Consider the following 17,432-nt stretch of genomic DNA (forward strand, 5'->3'; position numbering starts at 1 on the left):
GTCTGACTATCGAACCAAGTTATTAGACCAGCTGCAAAATCAGATAAGATCCCAGACCTCACTAAAGTCATTCTCAGTCTCGACGGGCTCTTCCTTTTCCATACCGACATAGTCACAATAAGCAAAGCTACCCGTGCACTCATCAATGGCGATAATCTGGATTTGCTCTTCGCGTCCGCCCAATACAATATTTAAGATATCTTCCAGTATAAACATATGCCCTGGCAGAATAAGTCTTGGCTTTTCATGAACGCCCTCAATCTTTGGCAAAAACAAACCATTGATAGGCAAACGCTGTGGCGCTTCACGGTTTTTGATCGCAGTGACCACAAGCCCCATGGCTTTAGGCGATAATAATTCCGCACCAAAACACAAGCCTTTATCCCGATAAAAGTCCATCCAACGAATAACGCCGATTTGCCAATTATCCGTTTCATCTGAAGGGTCACGAATGGCAACTACTTCACCAACTCGCGCCGCCGATGGCTCAATCACTTTCTGGCGTAAGCCGTAGCCTTTAGCACTGCTATTATCGATATGCCAAGGTTGTACCTCAACACTGCTATCTTCTAAAGAGGCTGCCACATCAAGCTCGACCCAAGGGCTAGAAACCGGATCACCCTGCGCCATTCGTTCGTAGAGGTTATCCTCAACAACCGCAGCGTCATCTTCCTCCAAATCAAAGGTACTTTCACGCACCACTGAGAACACATCACTCAGGCGCATAACCACACCCGCCACTTCATCGCGAGGGAAACGCTTGTTCTTGCGATTACTGGAGGTTGTCAGCTTCGTCAGCAGTCGCTTAGCCAAACCGCGATTTAGCATTGGTTGATCCTGATGCAGGCCGAAATTAGAGTCTGTGGTTAAATCAATAAAATCTCGCAAGATTTTCTCAACTTTAGACACATCAAAAATACGACTTGTCGCCGAATTAAGCACTTCACTGACCGGCATCAACGCCGCAGACTCGTCACTATTTAACAAAGCGATATGCGCGTATTCACCCTGAATATGATCCGCATCAGGCAAAATCGAAACGCTATTTACCACGCTGGCAAAAAACTTTTCCAAACGTTCCACCTCGCCCTGTCGAAGGCTATTAGGAACACCCAAGGCTACTAAGTTGAACAATTTGTAATAGGCTTCAATACTGAGTAGCTCACCTTGGCCATCCTGCATTTTAGGAATGGGTTTACTCTCGATTTTGTTTTCACAAGCGAGCAAGTACAAATGATGCACGTCATGCCAAATATTGCGTTTCACTTTGATATAGACGCTATTGCTGTTCATCAGCGAGCGCCCCATATAACGAATCGCCCGACCAATTGCGATAATCAGGCGCTTCTGGCTAATACTGCCACGCGTCAACATATCCAGCGCCGCCAGCTGATAAGAGCCTGCCAACTCCAGTTGTAGCGCTTGTTTTAAATCAAAGACTTTTTGACTGCGCTCCGGCAACGGGAACGACCGAGTTGAGAAATGGCGGTCCAAATTCTCTAGTGCAATATTCACATAAGGAAGTAACACTTCGGTGATATCGATGCGTAACACCGGCGTGATGGGGTGCTGATTAATCGCCACCAAACTCTGGTACAGCAAACGAGTGACTTCACCCATATTTGTTAGCGGTAGTGCTGCTACCCAATTATTGGCCTGTGAAACGGTGGTCAATAATGCCGCTTCTACTTTTTTCTTTTCTGGGGTTGAAAGCTGGCTCATTGGCCACCTCCGCTAAATTTTTATTATTCGTTATCCCAAACTATACCACCGTTGTGCGATTTAAGAACAACCGTCCGACGGAAACCCCACTCAACTATATCCCTCTCCCCTCGTTGAAAAGCTTATGTTCCAAGGCAATTCCGGTTATTATACGGCGATTCATTTTTATCAGGAGTAGCCTCAATGGCCAGTTACAATACCAGCGAATTCAAAAGTGGTCTGAAGTTCATGATGGACGGAGATCCATACAATATTGTCGAAAATGAATTCGTAAAACCCGGTAAAGGACAAGCCTTCAGCCGTGTGAAAATCCGTAATCTGAAAACAGGCCGCGTTCTGGATAAGACCTTTAAATCGGGTGATAAAGTTGAAGCGGCTGATGTAGTCGAAGTGGATGCAGAATACTTATATACCGATGGTGAATACTGGCACTTTATGGAGCCAACTTCATTTGAGCAATATCAAGCGTCAGAAACCGCCGTTGCCGATGTTAAAAACTGGCTGAAAGAACAAGAAAAATACATCATCACTTTATGGAATGGTGAGCCGCTGGTTATTACGCCACCAAATTTTGTAGAGCTTAAAATCACAGAATGTGATCCAGGCATCCAAGGCAATACAGCACAAGGCGCAACCAAACCTGCCACCGTTGATACTGGCGCAACCATCAAAGTACCCTTATTTGTTGAACTGGGCGAAGTGGTCAAAATCGACACTCGTACTGGTGAATACCTGTCTCGCGTCAGAGACTAACTAGCAACATGCGATGGCAACCTGATGGGGATCAACAAAGCCGCTTAGCACGAGCGGCTTTGTTGCGGGCTACCCGTGAGTTTTTTTATGCGCGTCAGGTTTTGGAAGTTGAAACACCGGCGCTATCGCAGGCTGCCAATACTGACCCATACATAGATTCATTCAGCACGCAGGGCTCAGAGCAACGCTATCTGCACACCTCGCCAGAATACCCAATGAAGCGCTTATTGGCCGCTGGCAGTGGTGATATCTATCAGATCTGTAAAGTCTGGCGACATGAGCCCATGTCACGGCAGCATAACGCCGAATTCAGTATGCTGGAGTATTACCGCTTAGGATTTGATCTGAAGCAACTCATGCAAGAAGTAGAATCTTTATTGCTGAGCTTGGTGCCGGCTTTGTTAAAAGACAGTAACTATCAAACTTATGCATCGCTATTTCTTGATAAGTTGGGATTTAACCCCCATACCATACCGGATGACGATTTACAGCGTTATGTGAGCGAACAGGTTCCCTCTTTTGATGGCCGCCTTTCACGGCAAGGGGCTTTGGATTTGCTGCTCACGCATTGCATCGAAGGGGATTTTCCGCAAGACCGATTAACCTTTGTATCCGACTACCCTGCGACTCAAAGTGCGCTGGCTCAAACTGGCCCGCTGACTGAGCAACCAGAGATCATGGTTGCCAAGCGTTTTGAAGTTTATGTCGGCACCTTGGAACTTGGTAACGGTTATCAGGAACTAACCTCCGCCGATGCGAATCGCACCGTGCTTGAGCAGGAACTGGCAAGCCGTGAAGCCTTAGGATTAGATAAGGTGCCAATCGATCAGCGTTTCTTAGCCGCAATGGCCTCCGGGTTACCAGAGTGTGCTGGAGTCGCCATTGGCTTAGATCGCGTATTAATGCTCGCGACCGGTGCAACGGAATTGCGCCAGATACTGAATTTTAGTTGGGATAATGCGTGAATATTACACGCATAAATATGGCATACTATGCCGCAAATTAAGTTGCCCGTGGTAACGGGTAATCAAACGAATACATTAATTTTATATTTTGGAGAATAACATGAGCTTTTTCATTTCAGACGCAATGGCAGAAGGTGCAGCAGCACCACAAGGCGGCGGTTTACAGTTGATCATTATGATGGCGATCTTCTTCGGTATCATGTACTTCATGATCATCCGCCCACAGCAGAAGCGCGCTAAAGAGCACAGAGAGCTAATCAGCTCTATCAGCAAAGGCGATGAAATCGTTGCTGGTGGCGGAATCTTAGGCAAAGTCGTTAACTTGGGTGATAACTTCATCGAGATGAGCGTTGCTGAAGGTTCAACCATCAAAGTACAACGTCAGGCGGTATCAGCGGTTATGCCAAAAGGCACCATGAAAAGCCTGTAATTCTCATCCATCGATCGAAAAAAGCCCTGCTTAGTTCAGGGCTTATTGCATAACCGGATTATAACAATGAATCAAAATCCAACCTGGAAGTATCTGCTACTGCTTGCCGTTCTGCTGTTCGGCTTAGTGTATGCAGTACCTAATCTGTACCCATCCAACCCCGCCTTACAAATTACCCTGACCAGCGATACTGCAACGTTCAAAGGTACTGAGACTGAGGCAATTACCAAATCACTGACCGAATCCGGCATCGCCATCAAAAAGGTGGAAACGCAGGATAATCAGCTGATGGTTCACTTTGACGACACCACTGCCCAGTTTGCAGCGGTTGATCCGGTCAAAGCGGCATTGGGTAATGAGTACAAGGTTGCTCTGAACTTAGCACCAACCACACCAAGCTGGTTAAGTGCTTTGGGTGCCGAGCCTATGTACCTTGGCCTGGACTTACGTGGTGGTGTTCACTTCCTGATGGAAGTCGACATGGCAGCGGCGATCGATAAAGCCACTGAGCGCTACAAAGATGAATTAGGTAGCTTCCTGCGCGAAAAAGACATTCGCTATCTTGGCGTAGTACGTGAAGCTGATGACTCTCTGACGGTCAAATTCAAAGACCAGGAAACACTGGATGAGGCTTACAAAGTCTTTATTCGTGAATACAATGATCAGCTGGAATTGAGTGAGATTGACGTTGCTAAAGGCACCGCCTTAAAAGCCAGCATCACCGAAACCAATCTAAGCAATATCAAAAAATTGGCGCTACAGCAAAACATCACCACCCTACGTAACCGGGTGAATGAGATTGGTGTTGCTGAGCCGATTATCCAACAGCAAGGCCTTGAGCGTATCGTGGTGCAATTGCCTGGTGTTCAGGACCCGACTGCGGCCAAAGATATTCTGGGCGCAACAGCGACACTAGAATTCCGCATGGTGGATGAGGATAACAACGCTTTTGATGCTGAGGCGAACAGACGTGTTCCAGTTGGCGATGTGCTGTACAAAGAGCGTAACGGCAACCCTATTTTGCTGAAACGCCAAGTCATGCTAACGGGTGACTTCATTACCGATGCATCAGCTACCTTTGACCAAAACCAACAGCCTGCGGTAAGCATTACGCTGGATGGCAAAGGCGCGCGTATGTTTGAACGTGCTACCGGTGCCAATGTTCAGAAGCTAATGGGTGTGGTATTCATTGAGAATAAAACCGACATTAGCCGTGATGCTGAAGGCAACATTGTTAAGAATACGGTTAAGAAGCAGGAAGTCATCAACGTTGCGCGGATTCAAGAGCAACTAAGCTCTAACTTCCAGATCACCGGATTGGATTCACCTAAAGAAGCGCATGACTTAGCCTTGTTACTGCGTGCTGGTGCACTGGCCGCTCCGGTATACATCGTTGAAGAACGTACTATTGGTCCGAGCTTGGGTGCTGAAAACATCAATGCTGGCTTCCAGTCTGTAGTCTACGGATTTGTTGCTGTATTGATCTTCATGCTGTTCTACTACCGCACCTTCGGTATCGTAGCCAACTTGGCACTAAGCTTGAACCTGATCATGATTGTTGCGGTGTTATCACTATTACAAGCAACACTGACTCTGCCTGGTATTGCCGGTGTGGTACTGACTGTTGGTATGGCGGTTGATGCAAACGTACTAATCTACGAGCGTATTAAAGAAGAAATCAGAGCCGGAACGAGCCCTCAAAGCGCGATCCACGCCGGTTACGAAAAAGCCTTCTCAACCATTACCGATGCCAATATCACAACCTTTATCGCAGCGATCGTGCTGTTTGGTATGGGTACAGGTCCGATTAAGGGCTTCGCAATTACCCTATCTATCGGTATTTTGTCTTCCATGTTTACAGCGATTTTTGGTACTCGTGTACTGATCAATCTGATTTACGGTAACCGTCGCGTTAAAACTATCAACATAGGGAATACCTAATCATGTTTGAGAAAGCACATATTAGATTTATGAAGGTGAGTAAACTCGCCCTCATTTTCTCTGTCTCACTCTTGTTAATCTCGGTGATCTCACTATTTACCCGTGGATTAAATCTGGGTGTTGATTTCACCGGTGGTAGCGTGATTCAGGTGAGCTATCCTGGCAATGCCAACATCAGCGAGATTCGCGATACGCTAACCAATGCTGGCTACGATGCGGCGGTACAACCCTTTGGTACGGCTCAGGATGTCTTGATTCGTCTACCAGAGCAGACGACTGGCACCGGCGCAGAACGTAACGCAGTAAGCGATAACGTACTGAAGACACTGTCTGACGTGACTCCGGGTGTAACCCTGCAACGGGTTGAGTTTGTTGGCCCGCAGATTGGTGACGAGCTTCGCGATCAGGGTGGTATTGCCATGCTGCTGGCACTGGCTGGTATCCTGATCTATGTTGCACTGCGCTTTGAGTTCCGCTTCTCAGTGAGTGCGATTGCAGCCTTGGTACACGATGTCACCATTACCGTTGGTTTCTTCTCAATCACCGGTATGGAGTTTGATTTGACCACGCTGGCGGCGATTCTGGCCATCATCGGTTACTCACTGAACGATACCATCGTTGTATTTGACCGGATTCGTGAGAACTTCCTGAAGCTGCGTAAAGCAGAAACAGCAGACTCTATCGACCTGTCGATTAATGAGACGCTATCCAGAACATTGATGACCTCTTTCACAACCGTGATTGTGGTCCTGTCTTTGTTCATATTTGGTGGTGAGATCATCCACAGCTTCTCGGTTGCGATGCTGGTCGGTATCACTATCGGTACTTATTCATCGATTTATGTTGCCAGCACCTCGCTGATCGCAATGGGTGTTACCCGCGATTCGCTGTTGCCACCGGCTAAAGATGAAGCAGATGAAGATCTGGATGCTATTCCATAAGTGGATAACATAATCACTACTAGTCGGCGTTGGTAATTACTGGCGTCAATTCGGCAATACAAACGGGGCGCTCATTTGAGCGCCTCGTTTTGTTATCCATCCCCATATTTTAGCCCGTACTCAACCGCCATTACGGCTGCGGTAATTCGAGAACTAATTCCCAGTTTTCGTAAAATTGATTTCACGTGTAATTTCACCGTGCCATCTGAAATTCCCAAACTGCGGGCTATCGCTTTATTACTTTGCCCTTCGGAAAGGTGTAATAAAATTTCATGCTCACGAGGAGTTAAGCACCCGAAAGGATTTTTCGTTGTGGTCACTTTGCCATCTTTGATCGCACTAGCCAGTATTGGCCTTAAGTCCGGTGCGACAATGATTTTTCCCTGAATCACTTCACCGATTGCAACCACCAGTTCATCTGGCTCCATATCCTTCAGCAGATAGCCCTGTGCACCGGCACGCAACGCTTCAAGAAAGTCCTCTTTCATACAACTGGTCGTTAGCATAACAACTGGTAAATCCGGCTTAATCGATTTAATTCGCCTCAGTGCACACATGCCAGTCATCTCAGGCATTCTCACATCCAGCAATACAATATCTATTAGCTGCTCAGAGACCAAACGAATGCCATCTATGCCGTTAGCAACCGACGCGACTACATCAATGCCACGTCGCGTTAACAGGTCCTCAAGACCTGCCCGAAACAAAGTATGATCATCAATTAATAATACGCGCTGTTTCATCACATTAATTTCCTGAGAATCGCGAGAGGCTTAACTTCGGCGCAGAGGCTTTAAAATTTAACTGCAATAACACCCCTCCCCCATCAGAATCCAGCTGTAACTCACCACCCAAGCGCGCTGCACGTTCCTGCATAATAGTTAAGCCAATGTGCTCACCGGTTTCTGGATTGTACTTGGGGCGATCATTGGGCAAGCCAACGCCATCATCCTCCACCAAAATACTGCAGTCGCCCGCCTCGGAGCTATGCATTAAAATTCTCACCGTTTCCGAACCGCTGTGTTTACGAATATTGGTCAGCGCTTCTTGCACAATGCGCACCACTTCAAGCCCATCATCATAGCCCAAGCCTTTAAACTCCCAATTGTGATAGAAGAACACATCAAAGCCGGTTTCTTGCCGGAAACGCTCCACGACAAGCTCAACTGCACGCAATATGCCCTTGCCATCAATCGGTGCCCTAAATTGCGTAATCAAGCACCGCAACTCTCGGGAAGCCTCATCGATTCCGGAGGCTAGACCTTTCAGCTCTTGTTGCAGTTTCGGCTTATGTTCTTTCGGTAGAGATTCATCAAATAAACAGATCTTATAGCGCAGGCTAGCCAAGGTTTGTGCCAGTGAATCATGAAGCTCATGCGCCATGCGGGTGCGCTCCTGAACAATCGACAGTAACCGAGTATTTTCTTCAACATCAGCCTGTTCAATGGCCATACCTAAGTGCTTACCAATACTTTGCAGCAACTCATCTTCGCTGGTTAAACTGATTTCCTGATTAATCGCCCGAGGCACTAACAGGTTAAGCACTCCAATTGATTCGCCTCGGTATCGCAATGGAATTGACAACATTTCTAAATCGTTACTGCCACTAAACTCGCTTCGATAAGTCAGTTTGCAACGAGATAAATCTGTTTTACGAATGACTTTGTTCTCAACCACACTTCTAGCACAGGCACATTCCTGATCCGGTATGCTTTGGCACGGTTCTCCAGCACAACTATCCAGGCCGATACCAGCGACTAACTTGAGCTGATTATTTTCATCCAGTAAGCGCACACCCAAAGCCTTTGCCTTGGACACCCCTTGCATAGTCTGTAGAAAACACTTTAGTAAGTCATCCAGATTAGATGAGCTGTTAATGCAGTCCGCAACCTCATAAAGCACATTTAAGTGATATTTTTTTTGGGCAAGATAGTTCTCTTGCTGAACCAGATATAACTGCTGTTGAGCAGCCATAGTTTCATAGCTGGAAGCAATACGGTTGATATGCTGACGAATATCTTTTGACGCACAATACTCGCCATGAAACGGCATTCGCGCAGATAAGTCGCTATGCAAAATACTGCTGGCCCAGTTCGATAAATCACCGGATAAACGACAGAATTCACGCCAGAGTAGATACAGCAATAGCAGTACGCCACCACCCGATAACAGCCAGATCACCGTCATTAACGGCCCCAACCAATCCGGTCTATCGCTGAACCATAACGCCCAAAAGCAACAAGCTCCGATAGTGATAAACATCAGCAGCAGGAAGCTCAAAATGGCGATAGCCTGTCTTGGTAAATACACTCCGCGCTTTGCAAAAACCATGATTTACTGGCGAGCCGCAGCGGCAATCGGGGCTAAGGTTGGCTCGTAACGGGCGTCATTCGGGTTTAAAAAGATAAATTCCATTCGTCCTTCAATCTCCACAAAATCCAACATCATTCCCTGTGCCAACGGCACGGAATCGGAGTCCAGTACGACCTGAACGCCTTGCACCTGAAATTGCTGATCACCTACGTGCGACTGTTTATCAAAACCCATCTGATAATACAGCGCACCATTTGGCTGGCGCTTGATCGCAATCCGCAATGGTAAACCCACTGCGCCGGACTCCTCGATAGACCGCATGACCTGCTGAGCGGCGGGCTTGCTTATTTCGATCATAAAACTCCTCCTGCGGTACGCTTTTACAACGGTTTAGACTGTTCGCGTTTTTCTATAGCTTAGCATACGATCTACACTTCGGCTTGATGTGTATCATTGAATCGGCTGAAATGACTTTCTCATCGGCCATGAAAAAACCGGCATCAATGGCCGGCTAAATACATTTTTAGATAATCTGGATTTCAGCTATTGGGAGGTATCAGCATCGGACAGGCTGACGGGTACTATGCGTAGCACTTTGACTGCAATAAATACCAACATTAATGAAAGCGCTACACCACCAGCACCTAAAGCCAGCTCAGGCAAGGAAGCACTGTATTGCGTGATAACCCCATCAAAATAAGTACTACTCACCTCCGCATTGGGAAACAGCACCAATGGATATAGTTGCCCACCGATAATAATCACGTAGAGTTGCGTCAAACCACCAAGAATAGCCAAAGCCGCCGCGATCAGTAATGCTTTTAGCGAATGGCGCAAGGCAGGAAGCCATAACAAAGCCAAAGGCAGCAAACTACCCAATACAATTTGCACTAACCAAAATAGCCAAGTGATTTTGCTACCGCCCGCTAAGATGAACATCTCAACGCCATGATGCTCGGTCGCGTACAGGTTTGTTAAATGACGTATCAGTTCAAAAAACAGCACCAATACAATAAAAATAGCCAAGGTGTAGCGCAGGCGACTCTGGATTTCAGCACCCAGTTCGCGTTGGCTGATCTTACATAAAAAGGCCAATACCAAACTGAAGCAGGCCGTACCAAACACATAGGAAGCCGCTATAAATAAGGGGGCTAAAATGGCCGCATCATAAAACTGACGCGCCACCAAAAATCCGAAAATTGACCCTGTGCCGGTAGTTAAAATAAAGCGCCAGACAAAAGCGATATATCCCATGGGTTTGTAAAACTTGGCAGCTTGCTGACTGCGATCCATCATTGACCAAAGATAGATCGCCATAATCACTAAAAAGCCGTTATACAGCAGAATATTCCAGGCAAAGATGGATTTGAAATTGTAGTAAATCATAGCCACGATTAAGCGGTCGGCATGCCCTAAATCTAATACGAGTATGACTAAGCCACCCAGCAGTAAAGCCATGGCTAACAACAGCGATAAGCGCCCAAGCGGCTGGTAAACCGTTTTATTAAAGACCGTGCCCAGAGAGCCAATATTAGCGGCGCCCGAGGCCGCAACAATTAGGAAGATGGCGAACACATGCGGCATGCCCCATACCACCTGATTATTCATTCCCGTGACATAATGGCCATGATGCTCTACATAAAAAAAGGCAATTAATCCTGCCAGAACTAACGTGGCCATAGCTCCCATCACACCATAAAAAATCTGGCCATCGGTATTTATTTCACGAAAAATGGGTTTAGTAGCCACCTTAAATCCCCCAATACCGAACGCCAGTATTTAACTCAAAGTCCGCTCGGATTTGTTGAGCGCCATACTTAAATAAGGCTTTACTAATCGCACTATCAGGGTCATTCAAATCACCAAAGATTGCGGCACCGGGGGTAGCTTCAATACACGCGGGTTGCTCTCCTTTATCGATACGGTGTACGCAGAGATTGCAGGATTCCACAGTACCAATGCCTCGTGGTGAATTCGGCTTTTGATTTTCCAGATTTTCATGCACAAAACTGCGTGCTTTGTAAGGGCAGGCCATCATGCAATAGCGACAACCAATACAAATATGCTTATCCACCAGCACAATGCCATCTGCCCGCTTGAACGATGCACCTGTGGGGCATACATCGACGCAAGGCGCTGTTTCGCAGTGCTGGCACATGACCGGTAGGGATGTTTGTTTGTGAGTGAGCTTTTCAGTAAAGGTGACTTTACGCACCCATTGCGACTGTTGGGCGGGTGAAGCTTTAGGATCATCACCCCAGCCTTGTTCTTTTTTACAGGCGGCAATCATGGCATCGCCACCATCGCTGAGCTTATTGGTATCGATCAACACTCCCCAGCGCACGGTACTACTGGCAGGCTGATCATTTGGCTTAGCTTTCACTTCTCGCAGCATGATACCCGGCGCTAGTGTCACTGCTGCGGCTGCTGTTAAACCACCTAAAAAGCGGCGGCGATAGCGGTTAATCTGGTTACCTGGATCTGCAGGTGATTGCTGAGACTCGGTCGAATCAATGACAGCTGATTTGGACTTGGTCAGCCTGGATCTAACTTGAACAGTCTTGACGTGATTATTCATGGCTTAGCCTCCTCTGCGACTTTCATGGTCGGCCGATCAGCATGGCATTGAAAGCAATCCAACTTAACCGCCACATCAATATGGCAAGTAGCGCAGAAATGCTCGGGATCGGCATGCTTAACCACTTTCGTCGCCGTTGGCGCTGGCACATGGCAGTCAATACAGCCATTCAAGCTGTATTTTGGCGTTCGGACGCCTTCGTGCACCGTGCGGTCGCGTTTATGCATCAATAAGTGCATGTGATTACTGCGCATCTCGACAATATGCAAATCGCGCTGCTCCGATGACTCAAATTGGCGTTGCGCTTTCGTCAGCTCTGGCGGATTGCTATCGCAAGCGGTCAAACCAAACAGGCTAAGCATCAGCAGTATTCCAAAGGATAGTTGGCGACAATTATTCATCACCCAGCACTCCGAGCAAGAGGCAATTCGCTAACGCCATGGCTTACTCTCCATCCTCATCAACATCTACCTGCCCAGTCAAAATCAACGCATTGCTAACCAGCTGATGGACACTCACAATTTGATCCATGGAAAAGCCGTAATACGGAATGACTTTGGTAAATTGAGATTTACAGATCGCACAGATTGCCGCCATATGCGTGACGCCGTGATTCTCAGTGACATATTGCAGCGCCTGCATCCTAGGCAATGCACCTTTAATTCTGACATCCATCAGATCATCCGTGAGAATGCCGCCACCTGCTCCACAACAGAATGTGGCATCTTTAGTCGTGTCATCCGGCATTTCAACGAAGTTATTACAAACCGCTTTAATCACACTTCGCGGATAGTCAAACTGCCCACCTTGTTGATCACCCATGCGTGAGCCACGCGCCACATTGCAGGAGTCGTGAAAGGTCAAGGTCATATCATCATTGCGGGATTTATCGATATTCAACTTGCCATCACGCAAAGCTGGCCAAGTAATTTCCAGAACATGCTGCGGCACTGGATAGCGCTGATCTAAGAAATCAAAAGGCCCGGCCAGTGTATTTAGAAAACTGTACGCCACCCTCCAAGCATGACCACATTCGCCAAACACAATGCGCTTAACACCAAGGTCTAACGCGGCTTTTCGAATGCGCAATGCAACCTTACGCATATTTTCATAGCTGCCAACAAACATGCCGAAATTAGCACCTTCAGAAGCGTAGGAGCTAAGCGTCCAGCTATAACCAAGTTCGTGAAATACTTTGGCGTAGCCAATCAAGCCATCAACATGCGGTTCGGCAAAGAAATCAGCTGATGGTGTAACCAGTAGAATATCCGCGCCATATTGATCTAATGGCAGCTTAACCGGTACGCCGGTTTCATCTTCGATATCTTCTTCTAAGCCTTCCAGCGTATCAGCTAAAGCAGCTTGCGGCAGGCCGAGGTTATTCCCTATTTTATAAACCTTACCGATGATTTCATTGCTGTATTTTTGCCCGCGACCGATATGATTTAGAATCTCACGCGCTGCCATGGACACTTCAGCGGTATCAATGCCATAGGGGCAATACACAGAACAACGTCGGCACTGCGAGCACTGGTGATAATAGTTATACCAGTCATCAACCACTTCCTCAGTCAGATCCGTCGCGCCGACCAGTTTTGGAAAGTGTTTCCCCGCAAAAGTGAAGTAGCGCTGATACACTTTACGCAGCAAATCCTGACGCGCCACTGGCATATTTTTAGGATCGCCGGAACCAAGGTAATAATGGCATTTATCGGAGCAAGCGCCACATTTCACACAGATATCTAAATACAACTGCAGTGAGCGATACCGCCCCCGCAGATCATCCAGCTTTTCCAGCGCCGCTTCTTTCCAGTCTGGAATAAGCGACCACTTACCTTCTTCATCTTGGGAAAAGTCAGAGGGAAACCCCATTGCCTTTTGAAACTCAGGCTTGGCAATAAACGGGCCTTTACCCTGCATGGAGTCAGGCTTGATTTTCGGTGTATCCACCAAACCATCAGCCGATGATAATTTAGGTATTTCATAATCAGCCATGATCATAGCCTCCTGCGCTTAATTGCCAGTGGGTTAATGGATACCTAGAACGTTTGATATTTGCAGAGTGAAGCGCTAAGCCACTAATCAACCCGATCATTGTTTTCCAGCTCAGCTGCCCATGGCGCGATATGCCGCTGCTCACGAGAATTATCCACTTGATTACGAGTTGGGCTAAAGAACACGCCCGGCGCATGCAACAACTTACTAATCGGGAAGACAATCATCAGCAAAACCACCGCACTTAGGTGCAGCAATAACGTGAAATCAGCCGGTAATGGTTGCCAGCTAAAATACTTCAGTCCCTGAAAAAACACCTTCACCATCACGATATCGGTTGGATTGACATATTTCATCATCAAGCCGCTGCCACCAATCACTAGCAGCAATACCAACATCAAAAAATCCGATGGCGCAGAGATATAGCGCACCCGATCAACCCAAATTCGACGCGCCAGTAATCCCAATAAACCCAGCATCAAACCAAAGCCTGCATATAAACCAAATGGCTGGATAAAGGCAATCACGCTCCATACAGGGTCTAAAAAATAACGCAGGTGGCGCAGCACAACCAGCAATAGCGAATAGTGAAACACCATACTGATCGCCCACAATAATTTGTCAGCACGAAACAGGCTCTGAAACAACAATACTTCCCGTGCCATCCGCCAGACTACGCCACGCTGGGTAGTTGGTGCTGGCATAGTTGGGATTTTTAGCGGTGCGGGGATATTCCAGTACAGGTGCAGCTTACGGGCAACACCGATCACTAAAATCAGTGTGGCTGCCCAAAACAAGAGGCCAAATACAATCCCCAAAAACACGCTAAATAATCCCTGTAATCACTTAAACGCAGCCCGTTGGCTTTGGCAGACCAGCATATTTACAGGCTTGCTTACCCGGGCCATAAGGGAACAGCGAATACAAATACTTGGAGTTACCTTTTTCTTTGCCTAAACGCTTGCCCACTGACTTAGTAAGTACCCGAACCGCTGGTGCGATTTGGTATTCTTCATAGTACTCGCGCAAGAAATTAATGATATCCCAGTGCTCTTCTGTCAGCGTCATATCATCTTCGCCCGCCAGTATGGTTGCAATCTCTGGGGTCCAGCTTTCCAGGTCCATTAGGTAGCCTTCTTCATCCTGCTCAATCACCGAGCCATTTATTTCGAGTGCCATTAGCGCTCTCCTTCTTATCTCAAACTAACATTTAAAGTGACCGGCTTTTATAGCCAGCTTTGTGTTTTATCATGTTCTACGGTTAGGTCAACAAAGCCCGCATAATCCACCAGCCTAACCCCCGGAATAATACGATCCTGACTTAGCCCGCGGGCCGCTAAATCACCGGATAATACATACACCGACTTATCCTTCAAGGCAGCGATTATCTGCTCTGCAAAGCGCGTATTTTGAATCGCTCCTACCGCCGCATCTTCAATCATCAGAACCGCATCACCCGGCAATGCATGCTGTAGACAAGACTCGAAGGCAACTCGTTCAAATGGTGACTTATTTACAATGTGTAACATGCTCATCGCTACCCCCTAGAAACTAATCACGACTTCTTGCTCAGCCATAATCCCCGCCATTTCAGCGCGGTCGATGACAAATACTGATGGCTTTTCTGCGTAGTCATCATCCTCATCTTCCCAAGTCAGCGGCATGAGGTCATCAGCGCTCAAGCCACGCCCTACCAACGATTCACGCTCCACATACAGCTTCTTGATATCGTAATCGCCCAAGGCTTTGTACGCGGCCGAGAAGTTTTTTTGACCAATCCCAGAGGTGTCTTGCCCTTTAGTGAGCTGATACACCCCATCATCAATAAAGGCCAATGCTACATCCTGATCAAACGCCGCTGAAATCAACACCACTTCCAGTGATTCCAGAGCATAGGCTGAGCCATAAGGCGCTTTGCGATTTACAAACATAAATTTCTTAGTGGCCATTTCGCGCTCCTTAGTCGCCAAACACGAGGGTTCGATCAGACTGAATACCGCCTTCAATCAGCTGCCCCAGCCCTGAAATACGGAAACCTTCAAGGATATTGTCGCCATCCAAACCTTGGCGCTTGGATTCTGCAGCATCCATTAAGCCACGGCGCTGCGCTGCGGCAATACAAATCACTAAATCCAAATTATGCTCTTTCGCCAGATCAGACCATGCTTGCTGCACTTGTCGATCATCGCGAGGCGGCACACTTAGCCGCGTGCCGTTATTCACTCCATCGTGATAAAAGAATACCCGAAAAATCTCATGCCCTTTGGCCAAAGCCGCCCGCGCAAACTGTAGCGCCGTATCAGACGATTGATGCTGATACGGCCCTTCATTAATCATTAATGTGTATTTCATCCGACAACTCTCTTGCTCAGAAACGAATAGGCGATGCGGAGTTTAAGCGATTTATCGCAGCGCGCCAGTGATCAATCGGAAATTTTGTAAATGCCGCCGTTGAATTAGCGTTTAGCGGCAACATCCCAATACGGCGTCTCGCCATAGTAAGCCACGAAGTAATCGATAAATGCCCTTACTTTTGGTGCTAATAAGCGCGAACTTGGGTACACCGCCCAAATCGCTGTCTCTTCAAGCAGAGGATAATCCTTCAGGATCTGCACCAACTCACCACGCTCCAAATGTTTATACACACTCCAGCGCGCGCCCATGGCAATCCCCAAGCCATCCACGCAAGCATCACGCACCGACTCACCATGATCGGTTTTAAAATGCCCTTTGCTTTTAACACTCAGTGGCCCATCGGGCGTATTAAATACCAGAGTCTCCAATCCAATCAAATGGATACACTGATGTTGTAGTAATTCCTTAGGCGACGTGGGTTCACCATACTTTTCCAAGTATTCAGGTGACGCACAGATAATACGCTCATCGGAGGCCAACTTGCGGGCAATCAAGGTGGAATCTTTAAGGTCGGAATTCCGAATGGCGATATCAAAGCCACCTTCCACCAAGTCCACAATACTATCAGTCAGGCGAAAGTCGACCGTCAACTCAGGATAGCGCGCTAAAAACCCTTTCAATGCCGGCACCATGTGCATACGCCCAAATGAGGAGGATGCCGTCACTCGTAAAGTACCACTGGGTACCGCATCGCCTGCCCCCACGGAGGCACGCGCTGCATCCACACTCGCCAGCACATCTTCGACATGCGGTAAAAATGCCAACCCCTCTTCGGTTAGCGAGACCTTGCGCGTAGTCCGGTGCACTAAGCGCACCCCTAAGCCCTCTTCCAACTTATTGATATGTGAGCTAGCCACCGCCGGTGATATACCCAGCTCATGGCCTGCTTGGCTAATATTATGCGTGGAGGCTAAGCGCATAAAGAGCTTAAGGTGGTCTATATTCATATTGATTTTCAAAAAAAACTATAAAGTAATTATTTATTGAGATGTATTATCAATATTTAAAATGACAATTACAATACAAACCACTGACCCACTAATCCCTTTTGAGGAATCCCACCATGACTTTTTACTCTGTATTAGCTGTTACCCCTACCGCTGAAGATTGGATTCCGGTTTACACCGCCTCAGCTGGCGAGATCGTTAGTCGCCACGGTGGTAAATACATTGCGCGCACGCCAAATCACCAGCAACTTGAAGGTGCCGATGCACCAGCGGCCTTACGTATTATTATTGAGTGGCCCTCAAAAGAAGCGGCACTTGCCTTTATGAGCGACCCAGAATATCAACCATTACTTGAAGGCCGTACCGCAGGCTCTATTAGTCAGCATTTTTTGATTGAAGGCGCTGACGCACTAAGTTGATACCCAATCGCTC

The 17,432-nt window shown here is 47.4% G+C and carries 20 protein-coding genes; 6 read left to right on the forward strand and 14 right to left on the reverse strand.

The features are described from left to right. Positions 1 to 39: 39 nt before the first annotated feature. A complete protein-coding gene (locus tag LEUMU_RS25660) occupies positions 40 to 1,722 on the reverse strand; it encodes a hypothetical protein (RefSeq protein WP_022952305.1) in 1,683 nt (560 codons plus the stop codon). Between the two features lie 183 nt (positions 1,723 to 1,905). Here LEUMU_RS25660 and efp point away from each other — a divergent pair, with 183 nt between their 5' ends. The 5 genes from efp to secF all read left to right on the forward strand — a co-directional run bounded on the left by efp (position 1,906) and on the right by secF (position 6,752). Continuing rightward, the gene (gene efp, locus LEUMU_RS0110845; RefSeq protein WP_022952306.1) at positions 1,906 to 2,475 is read left to right on the forward strand and encodes an elongation factor P; all 570 of its coding nucleotides are present in this window, start codon (positions 1,906 to 1,908) and stop codon (positions 2,473 to 2,475) included. An 8-nt stretch (positions 2,476 to 2,483) separates the two neighbouring features. Next, positions 2,484 to 3,440, forward strand: coding sequence for an EF-P lysine aminoacylase EpmA (gene epmA, locus LEUMU_RS0110850; RefSeq protein WP_022952307.1), 957 nt, complete (start codon positions 2,484 to 2,486; stop codon positions 3,438 to 3,440). Positions 3,441 to 3,540: 100 nt separating this feature from the next. Beyond that, a complete protein-coding gene (gene yajC, locus LEUMU_RS0110855; protein WP_022952308.1) occupies positions 3,541 to 3,870 on the forward strand; it encodes a preprotein translocase subunit YajC in 330 nt (109 codons plus the stop codon). A gap of 66 nt (positions 3,871 to 3,936) precedes the next feature. Then, the gene (gene secD / locus LEUMU_RS0110860) at positions 3,937 to 5,811 is read left to right on the forward strand and encodes a protein translocase subunit SecD (protein WP_022952309.1); all 1,875 of its coding nucleotides are present in this window, start codon (positions 3,937 to 3,939) and stop codon (positions 5,809 to 5,811) included. Positions 5,812 to 5,813: 2 nt separating this feature from the next. Further along, positions 5,814 to 6,752: a protein translocase subunit SecF gene (gene secF / locus LEUMU_RS0110865; protein ID WP_022952310.1), complete on the forward strand. Its 939-nt coding sequence runs from the start codon at positions 5,814 to 5,816 to the stop codon at positions 6,750 to 6,752. Positions 6,753 to 6,844: 92 nt separating this feature from the next. On the opposite strand, the gene LEUMU_RS0110870 is transcribed toward secF, so the two are convergent. The 13 genes from LEUMU_RS0110870 to LEUMU_RS0110930 all read right to left on the reverse strand — a co-directional run bounded on the left by LEUMU_RS0110870 (position 6,845) and on the right by LEUMU_RS0110930 (position 17,000). Beyond that, positions 6,845 to 7,495, reverse strand: a complete 651-nt coding sequence (locus LEUMU_RS0110870; RefSeq protein WP_022952311.1) for a response regulator — start codon at positions 7,493 to 7,495, stop codon at positions 6,845 to 6,847. A gap of 4 nt (positions 7,496 to 7,499) precedes the next feature. Continuing rightward, positions 7,500 to 9,083, reverse strand: a complete 1,584-nt coding sequence (locus tag LEUMU_RS25665) for a GAF domain-containing sensor histidine kinase (protein WP_022952312.1) — start codon at positions 9,081 to 9,083, stop codon at positions 7,500 to 7,502. A 3-nt stretch (positions 9,084 to 9,086) separates the two neighbouring features. Further along, positions 9,087 to 9,422, reverse strand: coding sequence for an iron-sulfur cluster biosynthesis family protein (locus LEUMU_RS25670; RefSeq protein WP_022952313.1), 336 nt, complete (start codon positions 9,420 to 9,422; stop codon positions 9,087 to 9,089). Between the two features lie 186 nt (positions 9,423 to 9,608). Continuing rightward, complete coding sequence (gene nrfD, locus LEUMU_RS0110885) at positions 9,609 to 10,814, reverse strand: NrfD/PsrC family molybdoenzyme membrane anchor subunit (RefSeq protein WP_022952314.1); 1,206 nt, start codon at positions 10,812 to 10,814, stop codon at positions 9,609 to 9,611. A gap of 1 nt (position 10,815) precedes the next feature. Beyond that, positions 10,816 to 11,643, reverse strand: a complete 828-nt coding sequence (gene dsrO, locus LEUMU_RS0110890; protein WP_022952315.1) for a sulfate reduction electron transfer complex DsrMKJOP subunit DsrO — start codon at positions 11,641 to 11,643, stop codon at positions 10,816 to 10,818. After that, on the reverse strand, positions 11,640 to 12,047 hold the full coding sequence (locus LEUMU_RS25675; RefSeq protein WP_157474313.1) for a sulfur reduction protein DsrJ: 408 nt from the start codon (positions 12,045 to 12,047) through the stop codon (positions 11,640 to 11,642). The genes dsrO and LEUMU_RS25675 overlap by 4 nt, the downstream gene beginning before the upstream one ends. A gap of 40 nt (positions 12,048 to 12,087) precedes the next feature. Beyond that, positions 12,088 to 13,638 (reverse strand): sulfate reduction electron transfer complex DsrMKJOP subunit DsrK, encoded by a 1,551-nt coding sequence (gene dsrK / locus LEUMU_RS0110900; RefSeq protein WP_022952317.1) that lies wholly within the window; start codon positions 13,636 to 13,638, stop codon positions 12,088 to 12,090. Positions 13,639 to 13,721: 83 nt separating this feature from the next. After that, a complete protein-coding gene (locus LEUMU_RS0110905; protein WP_022952318.1) occupies positions 13,722 to 14,462 on the reverse strand; it encodes a respiratory nitrate reductase subunit gamma in 741 nt (246 codons plus the stop codon). A 22-nt stretch (positions 14,463 to 14,484) separates the two neighbouring features. Continuing rightward, entirely contained in the window at positions 14,485 to 14,817 is a 333-nt protein-coding gene (locus tag LEUMU_RS0110910) for a TusE/DsrC/DsvC family sulfur relay protein (RefSeq protein WP_022952319.1), read from the reverse strand. Positions 14,818 to 14,864: 47 nt separating this feature from the next. After that, the gene (tusB, locus tag LEUMU_RS0110915; protein WP_022952320.1) at positions 14,865 to 15,173 is read right to left on the reverse strand and encodes a sulfurtransferase complex subunit TusB; all 309 of its coding nucleotides are present in this window, start codon (positions 15,171 to 15,173) and stop codon (positions 14,865 to 14,867) included. 9 nt (positions 15,174 to 15,182) lie between these two features. Continuing rightward, on the reverse strand, positions 15,183 to 15,587 hold the full coding sequence (gene tusC, locus LEUMU_RS0110920) for a sulfurtransferase complex subunit TusC (RefSeq protein WP_022952321.1): 405 nt from the start codon (positions 15,585 to 15,587) through the stop codon (positions 15,183 to 15,185). Between the two features lie 10 nt (positions 15,588 to 15,597). Next, entirely contained in the window at positions 15,598 to 15,990 is a 393-nt protein-coding gene (gene tusD, locus LEUMU_RS0110925; protein ID WP_022952322.1) for a sulfurtransferase complex subunit TusD, read from the reverse strand. A gap of 104 nt (positions 15,991 to 16,094) precedes the next feature. Next, the gene (locus LEUMU_RS0110930; protein WP_022952323.1) at positions 16,095 to 17,000 is read right to left on the reverse strand and encodes a LysR family transcriptional regulator; all 906 of its coding nucleotides are present in this window, start codon (positions 16,998 to 17,000) and stop codon (positions 16,095 to 16,097) included. Positions 17,001 to 17,116: 116 nt separating this feature from the next. Between LEUMU_RS0110930 and LEUMU_RS0110935 the strand changes: the two genes are divergently transcribed. Further along, complete coding sequence (locus LEUMU_RS0110935) at positions 17,117 to 17,419, forward strand: DUF1330 domain-containing protein (protein WP_022952324.1); 303 nt, start codon at positions 17,117 to 17,119, stop codon at positions 17,417 to 17,419. Positions 17,420 to 17,432: the final 13 nt, after the last annotated feature.

Origin of the sequence: Leucothrix mucor DSM 2157 (genome assembly GCF_000419525.1) — a bacterium.
Lineage (GTDB): Bacteria > Pseudomonadota > Gammaproteobacteria > Thiotrichales > Thiotrichaceae > Leucothrix > Leucothrix mucor.

Coding starts and splice junctions, on each gene's coding strand:
- LEUMU_RS25660 (WP_022952305.1), bottom strand. CDS start 1,722: ATGAGCCAGCTTTCAACCCCAGAAAAGAAAAAAGTAGAAGCGGCATTA.
- efp (WP_022952306.1), top strand. CDS start 1,906: ATGGCCAGTTACAATACCAGCGAATTCAAAAGTGGTCTGAAGTTCATG.
- epmA (WP_022952307.1), top strand. CDS start 2,484: ATGCGATGGCAACCTGATGGGGATCAACAAAGCCGCTTAGCACGAGCG.
- yajC (WP_022952308.1), top strand. CDS start 3,541: ATGAGCTTTTTCATTTCAGACGCAATGGCAGAAGGTGCAGCAGCACCA.
- secD (WP_022952309.1), top strand. CDS start 3,937: ATGAATCAAAATCCAACCTGGAAGTATCTGCTACTGCTTGCCGTTCTG.
- secF (WP_022952310.1), top strand. CDS start 5,814: ATGTTTGAGAAAGCACATATTAGATTTATGAAGGTGAGTAAACTCGCC.
- LEUMU_RS0110870 (WP_022952311.1), bottom strand. CDS start 7,495: ATGAAACAGCGCGTATTATTAATTGATGATCATACTTTGTTTCGGGCA.
- LEUMU_RS25665 (WP_022952312.1), bottom strand. CDS start 9,083: ATGGTTTTTGCAAAGCGCGGAGTGTATTTACCAAGACAGGCTATCGCC.
- LEUMU_RS25670 (WP_022952313.1), bottom strand. CDS start 9,422: ATGATCGAAATAAGCAAGCCCGCCGCTCAGCAGGTCATGCGGTCTATC.
- dsrO (WP_022952315.1), bottom strand. CDS start 11,643: ATGAATAATCACGTCAAGACTGTTCAAGTTAGATCCAGGCTGACCAAG.
- dsrK (WP_022952317.1), bottom strand. CDS start 13,638: ATGGCTGATTATGAAATACCTAAATTATCATCGGCTGATGGTTTGGTG.
- LEUMU_RS0110910 (WP_022952319.1), bottom strand. CDS start 14,817: ATGGCACTCGAAATAAATGGCTCGGTGATTGAGCAGGATGAAGAAGGC.
- tusB (WP_022952320.1), bottom strand. CDS start 15,173: ATGAGCATGTTACACATTGTAAATAAGTCACCATTTGAACGAGTTGCC.
- tusC (WP_022952321.1), bottom strand. CDS start 15,587: ATGGCCACTAAGAAATTTATGTTTGTAAATCGCAAAGCGCCTTATGGC.
- tusD (WP_022952322.1), bottom strand. CDS start 15,990: ATGAAATACACATTAATGATTAATGAAGGGCCGTATCAGCATCAATCG.
- LEUMU_RS0110930 (WP_022952323.1), bottom strand. CDS start 17,000: ATGAATATAGACCACCTTAAGCTCTTTATGCGCTTAGCCTCCACGCAT.
- LEUMU_RS0110935 (WP_022952324.1), top strand. CDS start 17,117: ATGACTTTTTACTCTGTATTAGCTGTTACCCCTACCGCTGAAGATTGG.